Here is a 14,030-nt window from a genome sequence, read left to right on the forward strand (position 1 = left end):
GAGACCTGCCCAGGGCAGCGCCGAGGTTCCTTCGCATGGAACTTCGCAAAAAATGGCGCGCAAGGGGTGGGACGGAACGAACCGTGCAGGAAACGTTGAGCAAGACACTTTTATAAATCATCCGTTCGATTGAGGATGAAGAAGCGTCTGATGCGATACAGGTCCTTGTGGCTCTCTCTGTCTTGATGCCTTTGACGCAGACGGAGATGCCCAGATGAGCCGCAAACCTCAGACGAAGGTCGCAGCGGAGAAGCCAAGCAAAACGGTTAAGCAAACGCCGCCCAAGGCGCGGATGGTCACCGTTTACATCATGGGCAAGCGCCATGTCGTGCCCGAACACGCGACCATCATGCGCGCCATCGAATATTCCGGCCAGCAGATCATCCGAGGCGCCGGTTGTCGTGAAGGCTTCTGTGGCGCCTGCGGCACCATTTATCGCCTGCCGGGCGATTACAAAATCCATTCGGGCTTGGCCTGCACCACCTTGGTCCAGGAAGGCATGTCGCTGACACAGATTCCGGCAGTGCCGATGGAGAAGGCGATCTACGACATTGAGAAGCTGTCGCCCGACGTCGACACCATCAAGCGTCTTTATCCGGTGGTTTTCCGCTGCGTGGCTTGCAATACCTGCACGAAAAGCTGTCCGCAGGGCATCCAGGTGATGGATTACATCCAGGCCGCCAAGCGTGGCGACGTGGCCGCCATCATGGACATTTCCTTCGATTGCGTGGGTTGCGGCCTGTGCGCGTTGCGTTGTCCGGCCGAGATCGTGCAGCACAAGGTGGGCGTGTTGGGACGGCGCCTTTATGGCCGCTATCTGGCCAAGGAAAGCAAGGAACTGGACGCCCGGATCAAGCAGGTGCAGGGCGGCGAGTATGACGATGAATACGCATCGATGATGGGAATGGATAAAACCTCTCTCAGCAAGATGTACTACGAGCGCGATATCGAGCCTTAAGAGACGACAAGGAGCTGACCATGTATCCCGATTATCTTGCCGGTCTTTTGAAGGAAGTCGACCGTACGCGCCCCAAGCGCCTGGAACTGGCGAAGTCCGGCAACCCGGTCTATCCGCCGATGAACGCCGAGGAGCGCAAGGACGTTCTGTCCAAGTACCATCCCGATTATTCGAAGGGTGCGCTTCAGAAAATTCGCGTCGGCCCCAACAAGGGCCAGGAACTGACCACGGAAATCACCGAGCTGCTTGAGGCCCATTCGATGGTCGAGCCGCGCTTGATGGACATCCATTTGCGCGAACCCGATTACGAAACCGATCTGCTGATTATCGGCGGCGGCGGCGCCGGTTGCTGGGCGGCCATTACCGCCATGCAGAACGGCGTCAATTCGATGCTGGTGACCAAGCTGCGCCTGGGCGATTCCAACAGCATGATGTCGGAAGGCGGCATGCAGGCTGCCGTGGCCCCGCAAGATTCGCCGACTCGCCACTATCTCGACGCTCTGGGCGGCGGGCATTTCGAGAACAATCCCGAACTGGTGCGCATTCTGACTCAGGACGGCCCTGAAGTGGTCAAGGAACTCGAGCGTCTGGGCGTCATCTGGGACAAGATGCCGGACGGCTCGATGCAGGTTTTGCATGGCGGCGGCACGTCTAGGAAGCGCATGGTTTCGTGCCGCGATTACATCGGCGCTATCATCACGCGCACGCTGATGGACGAGGTGCACAACCATCCGGACAAGATCCAGGTGCGCGAGTTCGAGCCTGCCGTCGAACTGGTGTTGGACGACAAGGGCCGCTGCGCCGGCGCCATTCTCTACAGCCTGGACAGCGAGCAATTCCTGACCGTGAAGGCCAAGGCGACCATCATCACCACCGGCGGCTTCGGCCGTTTGCACATTCGCGGATTCGCCACCACCAACCATTACGGCGCCACCGGCGACGGCCTGGTCATGGCCTATCGCGCCGGCGCCAAGCTGGCTTTCATGGATTCGGTGCAGTATCACCCGACCGGCGCCGTCTTCCCCGAGCAGATCGCGGGCTTTCTGATCACCGAAAAGATTCGCGGCGCAGGCGGTCAGCCCTTGAACAAGCATGGCGAGCTGTTCGTCTTCCCGCGCGAGCCGCGCGACATCGAAAGTGCGGCCATCATTCGCGAGTGCAGCACCGAGCGGAACAACGGGATCGAGACCTATGCCGGTCGTACCGGCGTGTGGCTGGATTCGCCCTTGATCGACATGATCCATGGCGAGGGCTACACCAAGCATCAATTCCCCGGCATGTGCCGACAGTTCAATCGCTTTGGCATCGACATCACCAAGCAGCCGATGCTGATCTATCCGTCGCTGCATTATCAAAATGGCGGCGTCGAGATCAACGGTCGTTGCGAGACCAACATTCCCGGCTTGTTCGTGGCGGGCGAGGCGTCGGGCGGCGTGCATGGCCGCAACCGTCTGATGGGCAATTCTGTGCTGGACTACAACGTGTTTGGACGCCGTGCCGGACGCTATGCCAGCGAATACGCCAAGACGGTGACGGTCGGCAAACTCAGCCTCGAACATGTGACCAAGCATGTCAAAGAGTTGAAGAAGGAAGGAATCGAGACCGATCTGGTTTCCCCGATGATCCTGCCTTCCTATACGCCCGAAGACGTCAAGACCCAGCAGTTGGCCCGGTTGGGCAGCGCTCCGGCCCGCCATTCGATGCTGCGCTCGCGCATCTCTCCGGGCGACAAGAAGGCGGCGGAGTAACGCGCATGGGCTGGGAGATGAACCAGGACATGTCGGTGCGCATCAATAGCGACAAGGAGACGCGCAATTTTGTCGCCAAGGTCGAGCGTATCAGCGGTCAGAATCTGCGCGCCTGCTACCAGTGCGGCAAGTGCTCGGCGGGATGCCCGATGGCCGCCTATATGGATGTGCTGCCGAACCAGATCATCCGCCTGGCCCAGTTCGGTTTCGAAGAGGAACTGGTCAAGTCCGAAGCGATCTGGACCTGCGTTTCTTGTCTTACCTGCAACACCCGTTGCCCCAAGGGCGTCAAGATCGCTGAGGTCATCGAGGCAGTTCGCCAGATCGTTTTGCGTACGCGCAAGGATCACATGAACTTCGAGAAATTGCCTTTGGGCACGCTGCGCAACGTGCCGCCGATCGCTTTGATCGGCAGCATGCGAAAATTCACGTCGTAACCGATTCGTCTTGTGTTCGTCCGACGAAGCAATCCCCGGGTCCTGGCCCGGGGATTTTTGCATGTCGAACTACTTAATTTTCACGCCAGAAGGCTGTTGTGCGAACGCGAAGGCGGCAATATATTTGCTGCATTGCGGTATTGAAATTATGCCAATCGCTTTCCAATTGATGCCATGCAACAGGCGAAACTGGGTTGCCGTTCCAGCCCTACTCTAAGGCATGGAATGACGCCACCCATAGGCGTGTAAAAACCCCCACACGAAAGAGATATCTACATCCTCCAAGCGGGTGTTTCGAAATATCTCATATGGCAACATTCTGCGTCTGCTCGACCGTCAATTCTCGAACGTGGACCTCTTCCGCGTAACGAAGACAGCAAACTGGCGGCGAGCGGGGAGAGAATGAAGTTTAGCTACTATCCGGGCTGCACGCTCAAGAACCACGCCAAGAACTTCGAGGATTCGACTCTGTTCTCGATGTCGCATCTTGGACTTGAGGTCGAGGAAATGTCGCGCTGGAATTGCTGCGGCACCGTCGCTTCGCTTGCGGCAGACGATCTCATCCATCAACTGGCCCCCATTCGCAACCTGATCCGCGTCAAGGAAGAAGGCAACACCCAGCTGGTGACGGCCTGCTCGATGTGCTTCAACACCTTGAAGCGCGCCAACGAGAGGGTTAGGGCCAATCCGACCGAACTGACGCAGATGAACGATTTCATGTACGACGAAGAGACGCCCTACGAAGGCGATGTCGACGTGCATCACGTTCTGGGCGTTGTGCGCGATACGGTTGGGTTCAAGGACGTCAAGGCCAAGGTCGTCAAACCGCTGACGGGCTTGAAAGTGGCCAATTACTACGGCTGCACGCTGGTGCGCCCTAAGCAGGCCGCCATCGACGATACAGAAAATCCCGTCGTCATGGAAAATCTGGTCAAGGCCCTGGGGGCGACGCCTGTCGAATATCCCATGAAGACGGAATGTTGCGGCGCCTACCGCACGGTCGACAATCCCCACATCGTGGCTGACAAAACCTATCAGATCGTAGGTTCGGCCCGCGCCCTGGGGGCGGACGTCATTGCCGTCAGTTGCCCGCTTTGCGCCTACAATCTCGATCATCGCCAGGAAATGACGATCAAGGATCATCCCGATTTCATCGGCCTGCCGGTCGTCTATTTTACGCAATTGATGGCGATCGCGTTTGGCTGCGCCGAACAGGTCTTGCAGTTCGGCCTGCACCACTTCTCGCCCAAGCCGGTGCTTGCCGGCAAGGGTCTGATCTAAGGGGGCGGCGATGTATTTCGGCAAGTTGAAGGAAGCCAAGGGCGTCGTCCACATCAATGAAAGCTGGTGCAAAGGCTGCGGTTTTTGCGTGAACTATTGCCCGACCAAGGTGCTGGTTCTGTCGAAGGACTACAATGCCAAGGGTTATCACCCCCCGCAGGTTCAAGACGCCGAATTGTGCCGTGATTGCAAATTCTGCGAACTGATCTGCCCTGAATTCGCGATTTACGTTTCGCCCGCTCCTTCGGATGGCGACGAGGACAAGGAGACGCATGGTGCGTAAGGTCAAAGCAGATCCCAAGGGCGTTCTTGAAGGCCCGCATTTCATGGACGGCGACCATGCCCTGGCCGAAGGCGCCTTGGCGGCCGGTTGCCGCTTCTTTGCGGGTTATCCGATCACGCCTTCGACGGAAACCGCCGAACGCTTTGCCGAACGCTGCCCCGAAGCGGGCGGCCTGTTCATCCAGATGGAGGACGAAATCGCCTCTATCGCCGCTCTGATCGGCGGCGCCTGGGGCGGCCAGAAGGTGATGACCGTCACCTCGGGTCCTGGCATGTCGCTGATGCTGGAAAACATCGGTCTGGCTTGCATGACAGAAACGCCGATGGTGATCGCCAACGTGCAGCGCGGCGGCCCTTCCACTGGCCTGCCGACCCTGACCGCCCAGCAAGACATGATGCAGGCCAGGTGGGGTTCGCATGGCGATTACCGCGTCATCGCCCTGGTTCCCGACAGCCCGCAGGAATGTTTCGATCTGGCCATCGAGGCCTTCAATCTGTCGGAAACCTACCGCGTTCCCGTGCTGATCATGACCGACGAAACGGTCGGCCACATGCATGAGAAAGTGGTGATTCCGCCCGCCGATAAGATCGAGGTGGTCGAGCGCAATTGGTACGAGGGGCCCAAGGATCAGTACAAGCCCTACAAGTTCGGGGCTGAGAATTACATGCCGGGTCCGATGGTGAAGGTGGGCGACGGCTATCGCTTCCATGTGACAGGCTTGGTGCATGACGAACGCGGTTACCCGCAGGCCACCGTCGAGGCGGGCAAGATCAACATCACGCATTTGATCGAGAAGATCGATTCGAACCGCGACAAGATCGTGCGCTTCGAGGCCGACCAGTTGGATGACGCCGAAGTGGTGGTGGTGTCTTACGGAATCACGTCGCGCATCGCCATCAAGGCGGTGATGGATGCGAGGAAGCAGGGCATCAAGACCGGCAATTTCCGAATGATCACGGCATGGCCCTTTCCGGAAAAGCAGATCCGCGAGATCGCTTCCAAGGTCAAGGCCATCGTGGTGCCGGAGATCAATTACGGCCAGATGGTGCTGGAAGTCGAGCGATTGGCCGCTGGCAAGTGCAAGGTCGTCAGCGTCAACAGCACGGGCGGCGCCGTCCACGATCCCAACGAAATTCTTGCCGCCATCAAAGAGGCCCGGTCATGAACGTGAACGCCAACGCCAATTTCGCGCAAGACAATCCCATGTCGCAGTTTCTGCGCATGGAGCGCATGCCGCACATCTGGTGCCCTGGCTGCGGCATCGGCACCGTGGTGACGGCCTTTGCTGAAGCCATCAAGAAGTCGGGTCTTGATCTCGACAAGGTCGCCATCGTTTCCGGCATCGGCTGCACGGGCCGCACCGCCGGATATGTCAAACTCGATTCCTTCCACAGCACGCATGGACGCGCCATTCCCTTGGCTACCGGCCTTAAGCTGGCCAACCCCGAGATGAAGGTTGTCGTCTTCAGCGGCGACGGCGATCTGACCAGCATCGGCGGCAATCACTTCATCCATGCGGCAAGGCGCAACATGGACATTACCGTGATCTGCGTGAACAATTTCACTTATGGCATGACCGGCGGACAGATGACCCCGACCACGCCACACACGGCGAATGCTTCGACCACGCCTTACGGCAATTACGAATATCCTTTCAGTCTGCCCTTTGTGGCCGATGCCTGCGGCGCCACCTATGTGGCGCGCTGGACCTCGTTGCACGCCCGCCAGATCAGCGGGTCGATCAAGGAAGCCCTGAACCACAAGGGGTTTTCCTTTATCGAGGTGATCGCGCCCTGCACCACGCTGTATCAGCGTCGCAACCGACTGGGCGATGGGTTGGACGCGCTGGAATACTACCAGAACGATGCCGAGATCGCGCACGGCATGGATACCCGCCAGGTCGATATCGACTATCAGGGCAAAATTCGCATCGGCAAATTCGTCGAGAAGCAAAAGCCCACCTATCTTGACAACGTCAATCAACACTATGCGCAGGTGCTGGGCGACGAATACGAACTGTACGGCAAAACCACCCCCGAACGGGAAGCCGAGGAAAAGGCCAAGGCCGAGGCTGCCGCCGCCAAGGGTGGCGCGTGATGATGGAAGTTCGCTTTTCCGGCTTTGGCGGCCAGGGCATCGTTCGCTGCGCTCTGATTACGGGCAAGGCAATCTCGCTCTATGACGACAAGTTCGCCACCATGACCCAGAGCTTCGGACCCGAGGCCAGAGGCGGCGCTTGCAGTTCGCAGTTGGTGGTGTCGGAAACGCGCGTGCTTTATCCCTATGTCACGGTGCCGGGTGTTTTGGTGGCGCTGTCGCAGGAAGCCTACAACAAGTACGAGCCTGAGCTTGGCAATGGCGGCATTCTGATCGTCGAGCAGGATCTGGTGAAGCAGAAGCCCGATACCGGACGCGTGCAGATTTTCCCGGTTCCGGCCACCCGCTTCGCCGAGGAGTTGGGCAATCGCCTGTTCGCCAATCTGGTTGTGATCGGCTTCTTCGCCGCCGTCACGAAATGCGTGACCCCCGATGCCGTCAAAAAGGCGCTGCCCGAGTTGGTGCCGGGCCGCTTCCTGAAAGCCAATATCCAGGCTTTCGATAAGGGCTACGCCTATGGCAACGAACTGATGGCCACCAGGGACGGCGCTGGGAAAATGGCTGATGTCTGTGAGGCTGTAGAATGACAAAGCGTACGGGCGTCTTCGTCTGCCATTGCGGCAACAATATCGCGGCTACCGTCGATGTGGCGCGCGTGGCCAAGGAAATGGGTGAGGTCGAAGGCGTCATCTTCTCGAAAGACTATGTCTATATGTGTTCCGACCCCGGTCAGAGCACAATGGCCAATGCCATCAAGGACAACAAGCTGGACAGCGTCGTCGTTTCCTGCTGCTCGCCGACGCTGCATGAAAAGACCTTTCGCGAGGTGACGGAAGACGGCGGCGAGTTGAACCCATACCGCTGCGAGATCGCCAATATCCGCGAACAGTGCGCCTGGGTGCACAAGGAAAAGCCCAAGGCCACGGAAAAGGCACTGAAGATCACCAAGGCCGCCATCAAGCGTGTGCAGAACAATCAGTCGCTGACCCCCATTGGCGTTCCCGTCACCAAGCGGGTGATGGTGATCGGCGGCGGTGTCGCCGGCATTCAGGCGGCGCTTGATCTGGCCAATGCCGGGCTTCAGGTGGTGCTGGTCGAAAAAAGCCCCACCCTTGGCGGCAACATGATCAAGCTGTCGGAAACCTTCCCGACGCTCGACTGCTCGCAATGCATTCTCTCGCCCAAGATGGTCGAGGTTTCCAAGAACAAGAACATTAAACTTCTGACCCAGGCAGAGGTTCAGGAAGTTTCGGGCTTTGTCGGCAATTTCAAGGTCAAGGTCCGCCAGAAGGCGATCTTCGTCGATCCCGAACTGTGCAAGATCTGCGACGATTGCTCGAAAGTTTGCCCTACCGTCGTCAAGAACGAATATGACGAGAACCTAACGGCGCGCCGCGCCATTTTCATTCCCTTCGCGCAAGCGATCCCAGCGACCTATACGCTGGATGAAAGCTCCTGCCTGGGATTGAACCCCGTTGTTTGCGGCAAATGCGCCGATGTTTGCGAAGTGGGCGCCATCAATTACGACATGCGTCCGAAGATGATCACCGAGGATGTGGGCGCCATCGTCGTCGCCACCGGATTCGATCTGTACGGCAAGGAGAATCTGGGTGAGTACGGCATGGGCAAGTACGAGGACGTGCTTGACGGCTTGCAGTTCGAGCGCCTGTGTTCGGCATCCGGCCCCACCGGCGGCCATGTCCTGCGCCCCAGCGACCACAAGGAACCCAAGAACGTCGTCTTCATCCAGTGCGCAGGCTCTCGCGATCCTGAATCGCACTGCGCCTATTGCTCGAAGATTTGCTGCATGTACACGGCCAAACACGCCACCTTGTACAAGCATCACGTTCCCGATGGCCAAGCCTATGTCTTCTATATCGACATTCGTTCGGGCGGCAAGGGATACGAGGAATTCGTGCAGCGTTCGATGGAACGCGACGAAGTGATGTATTTGCGCGGACGCGTCTCGAAAGTTTACGAGCAGGACGGCAAGATGGTGGTCAAGGGCGTGGACACCATTTCCGGCAAGAATGTTCAGATTGACGCCGACATGGTGGTTCTGGCTTTGGCCATGCAGCCGTCGAAGGGGACTGCGGATGTCGCCAAGACCCTGAAGATCGGGCGCGACAAGGACGGCTTCTTGGCCGAAGCGCATCCCAAACTGCGCCCTGTTGAAAGTGTTACGGCTGGCATTTTCCTGGCGGGCGCCGCCCAGGCACCCAAAGACATTCCGGAAACCGTCTGCCAAGCCAGCGCCGCCGCCAGCAAGGTGATCGCGCTGTTGTCGAAGGATGAGCTGATGCACAGCCCGGCCATCGCCAAGGTGCGCTTGAGCCACTGCACGGGCTGCGAAATGTGCGTTCAGGCCTGCCCATACGGCGCCATCAGCCTGACCGGCCCTGGCGCCAAGGCCAACGTCAATGACGTTCTGTGCGAAGGTTGCGGCACCTGTCAGGCGGTCTGCCTGCGCGCCGCCATCGACGTGAAGAATATCACGCAGTTGCAGATTCACGACATGATCAACGCCTCTCTTGGAGTGTGAGCGCCGTGGCGAACGCAGTAGAAACCGCCAAGGACGAAACGGGTTTCGAACCCAAGATCGTCGCTTTCCTATGCAAATGGTGCTCGTCGGCGGGCAGCGACCTGGCGGGCGTATCGCGCCTCCAATATCCGTCGAACGCCGTGCCCATCACCATCATGTGCTCGGGTTCCATGTCGCCCATGTTCGTGCTTTCCGCCTTCAACAAGGGGGCCGATGGCGTGCTGGTTTCGGGGTGCCATCCGGGAGATTGCCACTATCTGAAAGGCAATTTTTTCGCCAGACGCAAAATTTATCTTGTGCAGAAGCTGTTGCAGTTCGTCGGCCTTGAGAATGACCGTTTCCGCATGAGTTGGGTGTCGGCCGCCGAAGGCGTGAAATTCGCAGGCGTCGTCGATGAGTTCGTGAAAGACATCAAGAAGCTGGGACCGCAAACCCGGCTGAAGGCGAAGCGCTGATGATCGATGTTGCCGCCCTGAGGGCTCACGCCAAGTCTTTGCTCGAGAAGGGAACCGTGCGCGCCGTGATCGGCTATCGCAAAAGCACGGCTGGTCTGTTGGCCGAACCGGCGACGATTGCCGAAGCCGCACAGGCTGACGATCTGATCTTCGATCCCACCTGCGTGCAGAATTTGGCCCTTTATCTGGTCAACGACAAAAAGGAGCGGGCGCATTCCCGCTCGGACGACAAGCGCCCGGTGGCCGTGGTCGCCAAGGGGTGCGATTCGCGCGCCATTACGGTTCTGTTGCAAGAAAAGCATTTCCCGCGCGAAAGCGTGCATGTGATCGGCGTGTCTTGCGAGGGAACGGGCGTCGTCGATGCCCGCAAACTGGCCAAGAAGCTGGACGGCAAGAAGGCGCTGTCGGTGACTTTCGATGGAGCCGAGGCCTTTTCGGTCATGACCGAAGACGGCGCGCAAAGCATACCCGCCGCCCTGGTGATGGCCGAGCGTTGCCTGGAATGCCGTTCGGCGCATCCGACGCTGTCCGACATGACATTTGGCGAGGCGAAGGCGGACAGGACGTTGCATGCCCCTTTCCAGGCGGTGAAGGCGCGCATGAAGGACGAACAGGACGACCGCTGGTCCTTCTGGGCGCGCCAATTCGACCGCTGTCTGCGCTGCTACGCCTGCCGATCGGTTTGTCCGATGTGCTATTGCGAGGAATGCGTGGTCGACAGCATCAGTTTCGCGGTGCTTCCCGATACCACGGCTGATGAGAAGGCGGATCGCATTAAATGGATCGAGCGTTCTCCCGCCCGTTCCGAGACCGCCATGTACCATATGGTGCGCGCCATCCATCTGGCCGGGCGCTGCGTCGATTGCGCGGAATGCGAACGGGTCTGTCCGGTCAACATTCCACTGCGCCTGTTGAACACGCGCCTTGAGATGGAGGCTTTCGAGACCTTCGAGTACAACCCCGGATCGGATATGAATGCGCCGACGTTGACATCGTCGTTCCGCGATACCGATCCCAACAGTTTCATCAGGTAGGCCCATGTCAAAAAACGTTGCCATGGAGAAGATGCTGAACAAGGCTGATCTGGCCGCCTGGATGGGCAAGCTGGACTCGCATCGCCTGTTCTCGCCTGCTCTCGAAGACGAAGATGTCTGGAACTATATGCCGGTGGACGACGCCGCCAAGGTTCAGCTTAATCACCCCAATACCGTGCGCCCGCCCAAAGGCTTTGTCTTTCCGCAGCGCGAAGTGCTTTACGAATATTCGCAAGTTCCCGGCGAAGCCCCCGTTCTGAACGAGACGCTGCCCGATCCGGCGCCCGCCGTCGTTTTCGGCGTGCGGCCTTGTGATTCGCGTGGGCTGGTGCGTCAGGACATCGTGTTCACCAAAGAGTACGAAGACCCCTATTATCATGGTCGCCGCGCCAAGGTGATCTATGTCGGCCAAGCCTGCAACGCGCCGCCGTCGGCGAATTGCTTTTGCATGTCGGTGGGCGGCTCGCCCTCTGCCGAGGACGGTCTTGACGTGCTGATGACCGAGTTGGACGGCAAGTATCATGTCAAGGCCTTGACCCCGCGCGGCGCCGACTTGCTGGCCAAGGGCGGCGATTTGTTCAAGGACGCGCAATCGTCAGACAAGGCCGCGGTCGAGAAGGCCCATGCGCAAGCCAAGGCGCATCCCCAGCGCCCGATCAAGGATTTGGGCAAGGTGGCGGGCGCCTTGAAGGCGAATTTCGATTCGCCCGCCTGGGACGAGATGGCCAAGGCCTGCATCGGCTGCGGCATCTGCACCTTCCTGTGCCCGACCTGCCATTGCTTCGACATCAGCGACGAAGTGAAATGTTCAAGCCCCTGCAAGGGCGAGCGGGTGCGCACCTGGGATACCTGCCAGTTTCCCGATTTCACCATGCACACGTCGGGACACAATCCCCGCGAGACACTGGGATCGCGCCTGCGCCAGCGCGTGTGCCACAAGTTCCTTTACTTCGTCGAGAACCACGATACTCAGCAATGCACCGGCTGTGGCCGCTGCGTTTCGCTGTGCCCCGTGGGCATCGATATCGTTTCCGTCGTCGAGAGGTTGGGGCAGCCATGAGCCAGAACGCTTACCTGCCGAAGTTGGGGCGCATCGCCGCCATCAAGGAAGAAGTCGCCGGAGCCAGGGCCATCAAGACGTTCCGCATCGAGTTCGTGAACGGCGATGGTTTCGAGCATGATTGCGGTCAATGCGCCATGATCTCTGTGTTCGGCAAGGGCGAGAGCATGATCTCCATCGCCTCGGCGCCGCACATCAAGGATTACAAGCAGTTCAGCATCATGCGCACGGGCCGCGTCACCACGGCGCTGCACGATCTGAATGTGGGCGATGTGGTGGGGGTTCGCGGCCCCTATGGCAACAAGTTTCCGGTCAAGGACTGGAAGGGCAAGAATCTGATCTTCATCGGCGGCGGCTGCGGCCTGGCCCCCATCTGGCCTGTGGTGCAGACGGCGGTCAAGGATCGCGGGCAGTTCGGCAAGATCACGGTGTTCTATGGTGGCCGCTCGTCTCGCGACATCATGTACCGCAACGAGCTTGAGAAGCTGAGGGGCGACGTCGACGTGCATCTGTCGATCGACGCCCAGGAAGAAGGCTGGGACGGCTATTGCGGTTTCGTTCCCGCCAATGTGATGACCAAGGCCCCCAAGGCCGACAACGCCATCGCCATCACCTGCGGCCCGCCGATCATGATCAAATACGTCATCCAAAACTTGAAGGATTTGGGGTTCGAGGATGATATGATCTACACGACCATCGAGAACAAAATGAAGTGCGGCATCGGCAAATGCGGGCGCTGCAACGTGGGCAAGGACTATGTGTGCGTCAATGGCCCGGTCTATTCCTGGGCCGCGCTTAAAGACCTGCCGCAAGAATATTAAGCCTAGTTAGGGGTAAAGAAGATGAACATCACCGGCATGCTCTGGGGTTCGAAGCTCCTGAAGATCGTGGATTTCCCGACGTCGGAAATTCTGGGTCCCGAGGCCAGCGAACACGAGATCAAGGACCTGATCGCCAAATGCGGCGAGGTCTTCGTCAAGCCCATCTTCCGGGGCGGCGTCGGCAAGAAGGGCAAGGCTGGCCTTCTGGGGCGCGCCAAGAACCTGAAGACGGCGCTGGCCGAGAAAGAGCGCCTGTATTTCGCCGTGCACACGCATGGCAACCAGACCGCCAAGGCCCAGGGCGTCACCTTCGAGGGCGCGGTTCCGGCCGAGCATGAAGTGTATGTCTCGATCACCGATTCCACCAAATTCAGGGCGCCGACGCTGACCATCACCCACAAGGGCGGCATGGACATCGAGGAATTGGGCAAGGACGACATCGCGGAAATTCCCTTTGATCCGCTGACCGGCCTGAAGTCGTTCGTCATCACCAACGCGCTGTCCGACATCAAGGCTCCGCGCGAGATCATTTCGCCGTTGGCGCAGAACCTGCCCAAGCTGTGGGACTTGTTCCACCACTATGGCATGACGACGCTGGAGCTGAACCCCATCCGCATGAGCCAGAAGAAGCCCGGCACGCTGACCCCGGTCGCCTGCGACTTCAAATGCGGCTTCGACCAGGACGATCCCCGCGTCAAGCGCTTGAAGCTGCCCTCTGAATTGTTCGCCGTCGATTATTCCGACTTCGAGCAGGAGATCAATCAGCTGCGCACCTATCAGGGCCAGTCCGACGTGTCGGTGATCAATCCCAACGGCACCATCCTGGCTCCCACCTTCGGCGGCGGCGCCAATTCGCTGGTTACCGAATTCCTGGGCGACGACGCCATCATCTCGTCGGATTTCGGCGGCAACCCGCCCTATGAGAAGATGCGCGAAGTGATGCGCATCTGCCTGAAGCATTGGTTGAAGCAGACCAATGTTCTGTTCGTCATCGGCGGCAAGGCCAACAACACCGACATCTTCGTGACCTTCCGCGCCATGGCCGACGCTTTGCGCGAATATGTGTCGGCCAATGGCCCGACGCCGCTTTACGTGGTGATTGGACGCGGCGGTCCCAACCTGTCGCGTGGCCTGCTGGCCTTCAAGGACGTCTGCGATTCCTTGGGTCTTCCTTACCGTATCTTCGCCTTCGATTCGGCGATGACCGATGTCGTTCGCTATGCTCAGGAAGCCGACCGCTGGATGAAGGCGGGCGGGCGCGAGATGCTGGCTAAGAAGCTGGGAGTTGCGGCATGACCCAGATCGTCAAGAAAT

At 59.1% G+C, this 14,030-nt stretch carries 14 protein-coding genes; all 14 read left to right on the forward strand.

Annotated elements, in window-relative coordinates; translation table 11 throughout:
- The first annotated feature begins 214 nt into the window (after positions 1-214).
- The 14 genes from HQL44_14175 (at position 215) to HQL44_14240 (ending at position 14,012) form a co-directional block, all read left to right on the forward strand.
- Positions 215-958, forward strand: coding sequence for a 4Fe-4S dicluster domain-containing protein (locus HQL44_14175; GenBank protein ID MBF0269728.1), 744 nt, complete (start codon positions 215-217; stop codon positions 956-958).
- 20 nt (positions 959-978) lie between these two features.
- On the forward strand, positions 979-2,706 hold the full coding sequence (locus HQL44_14180; GenBank protein ID MBF0269729.1) for an FAD-binding protein: 1,728 nt from the start codon (positions 979-981) through the stop codon (positions 2,704-2,706).
- 29 nt (positions 2,707-2,735) lie between these two features.
- Complete coding sequence (locus tag HQL44_14185; protein ID MBF0269730.1) at positions 2,736-3,143, forward strand: 4Fe-4S dicluster domain-containing protein; 408 nt, start codon at positions 2,736-2,738, stop codon at positions 3,141-3,143.
- A gap of 402 nt (positions 3,144-3,545) precedes the next feature.
- Entirely contained in the window at positions 3,546-4,424 is an 879-nt protein-coding gene (locus tag HQL44_14190) for a CoB--CoM heterodisulfide reductase iron-sulfur subunit B family protein (protein ID MBF0269731.1), read from the forward strand.
- A gap of 10 nt (positions 4,425-4,434) precedes the next feature.
- Complete coding sequence (locus HQL44_14195) at positions 4,435-4,707, forward strand: 4Fe-4S binding protein (GenBank protein ID MBF0269732.1); 273 nt, start codon at positions 4,435-4,437, stop codon at positions 4,705-4,707.
- Positions 4,697-5,872 carry a 2-oxoacid:acceptor oxidoreductase subunit alpha gene (locus HQL44_14200; GenBank protein MBF0269733.1) on the forward strand — a complete coding sequence of 392 codons (1,176 nt, stop codon included), beginning with the start codon at positions 4,697-4,699 and terminating at the stop codon, positions 5,870-5,872. Before HQL44_14195 ends, HQL44_14200 begins: the two co-directional genes overlap by 11 nt.
- Positions 5,869-6,804 carry a 2-oxoacid:ferredoxin oxidoreductase subunit beta gene (locus HQL44_14205; protein MBF0269734.1) on the forward strand — a complete coding sequence of 312 codons (936 nt, stop codon included), beginning with the start codon at positions 5,869-5,871 and terminating at the stop codon, positions 6,802-6,804. Before HQL44_14200 ends, HQL44_14205 begins: the two co-directional genes overlap by 4 nt.
- Positions 6,804-7,391 carry a 2-oxoacid:acceptor oxidoreductase family protein gene (locus tag HQL44_14210; GenBank protein ID MBF0269735.1) on the forward strand — a complete coding sequence of 196 codons (588 nt, stop codon included), beginning with the start codon at positions 6,804-6,806 and terminating at the stop codon, positions 7,389-7,391. The genes HQL44_14205 and HQL44_14210 overlap by 1 nt, the downstream gene beginning before the upstream one ends.
- Entirely contained in the window at positions 7,388-9,346 is a 1,959-nt protein-coding gene (locus HQL44_14215) for a CoB--CoM heterodisulfide reductase iron-sulfur subunit A family protein (GenBank protein MBF0269736.1), read from the forward strand. The genes HQL44_14210 and HQL44_14215 overlap by 4 nt, the downstream gene beginning before the upstream one ends.
- A gap of 5 nt (positions 9,347-9,351) precedes the next feature.
- Positions 9,352-9,801, forward strand: coding sequence for a hydrogenase iron-sulfur subunit (locus HQL44_14220; protein MBF0269737.1), 450 nt, complete (start codon positions 9,352-9,354; stop codon positions 9,799-9,801).
- Positions 9,801-10,835 (forward strand): Coenzyme F420 hydrogenase/dehydrogenase, beta subunit C-terminal domain, encoded by a 1,035-nt coding sequence (locus HQL44_14225; GenBank protein ID MBF0269738.1) that lies wholly within the window; start codon positions 9,801-9,803, stop codon positions 10,833-10,835. The genes HQL44_14220 and HQL44_14225 overlap by 1 nt, the downstream gene beginning before the upstream one ends.
- Positions 10,836-10,857: 22 nt before the next feature.
- Positions 10,858-11,895: a 4Fe-4S dicluster domain-containing protein gene (locus HQL44_14230; protein ID MBF0269739.1), complete on the forward strand. Its 1,038-nt coding sequence runs from the start codon at positions 10,858-10,860 to the stop codon at positions 11,893-11,895.
- Entirely contained in the window at positions 11,892-12,716 is an 825-nt protein-coding gene (locus HQL44_14235) for an FAD/NAD(P)-binding protein (protein ID MBF0269740.1), read from the forward strand. The genes HQL44_14230 and HQL44_14235 overlap by 4 nt, the downstream gene beginning before the upstream one ends.
- A 21-nt stretch (positions 12,717-12,737) precedes the next feature.
- Positions 12,738-14,012, forward strand: coding sequence for a carboxylate--amine ligase (locus HQL44_14240; protein MBF0269741.1), 1,275 nt, complete (start codon positions 12,738-12,740; stop codon positions 14,010-14,012).
- Positions 14,013-14,030 lie beyond the last annotated feature (18 nt).

The organism is Alphaproteobacteria bacterium, assembly GCA_015231795.1.
Taxonomy (GTDB): domain Bacteria; phylum Pseudomonadota; class Alphaproteobacteria; order Rhodospirillales; family WMHbin7; genus WMHbin7.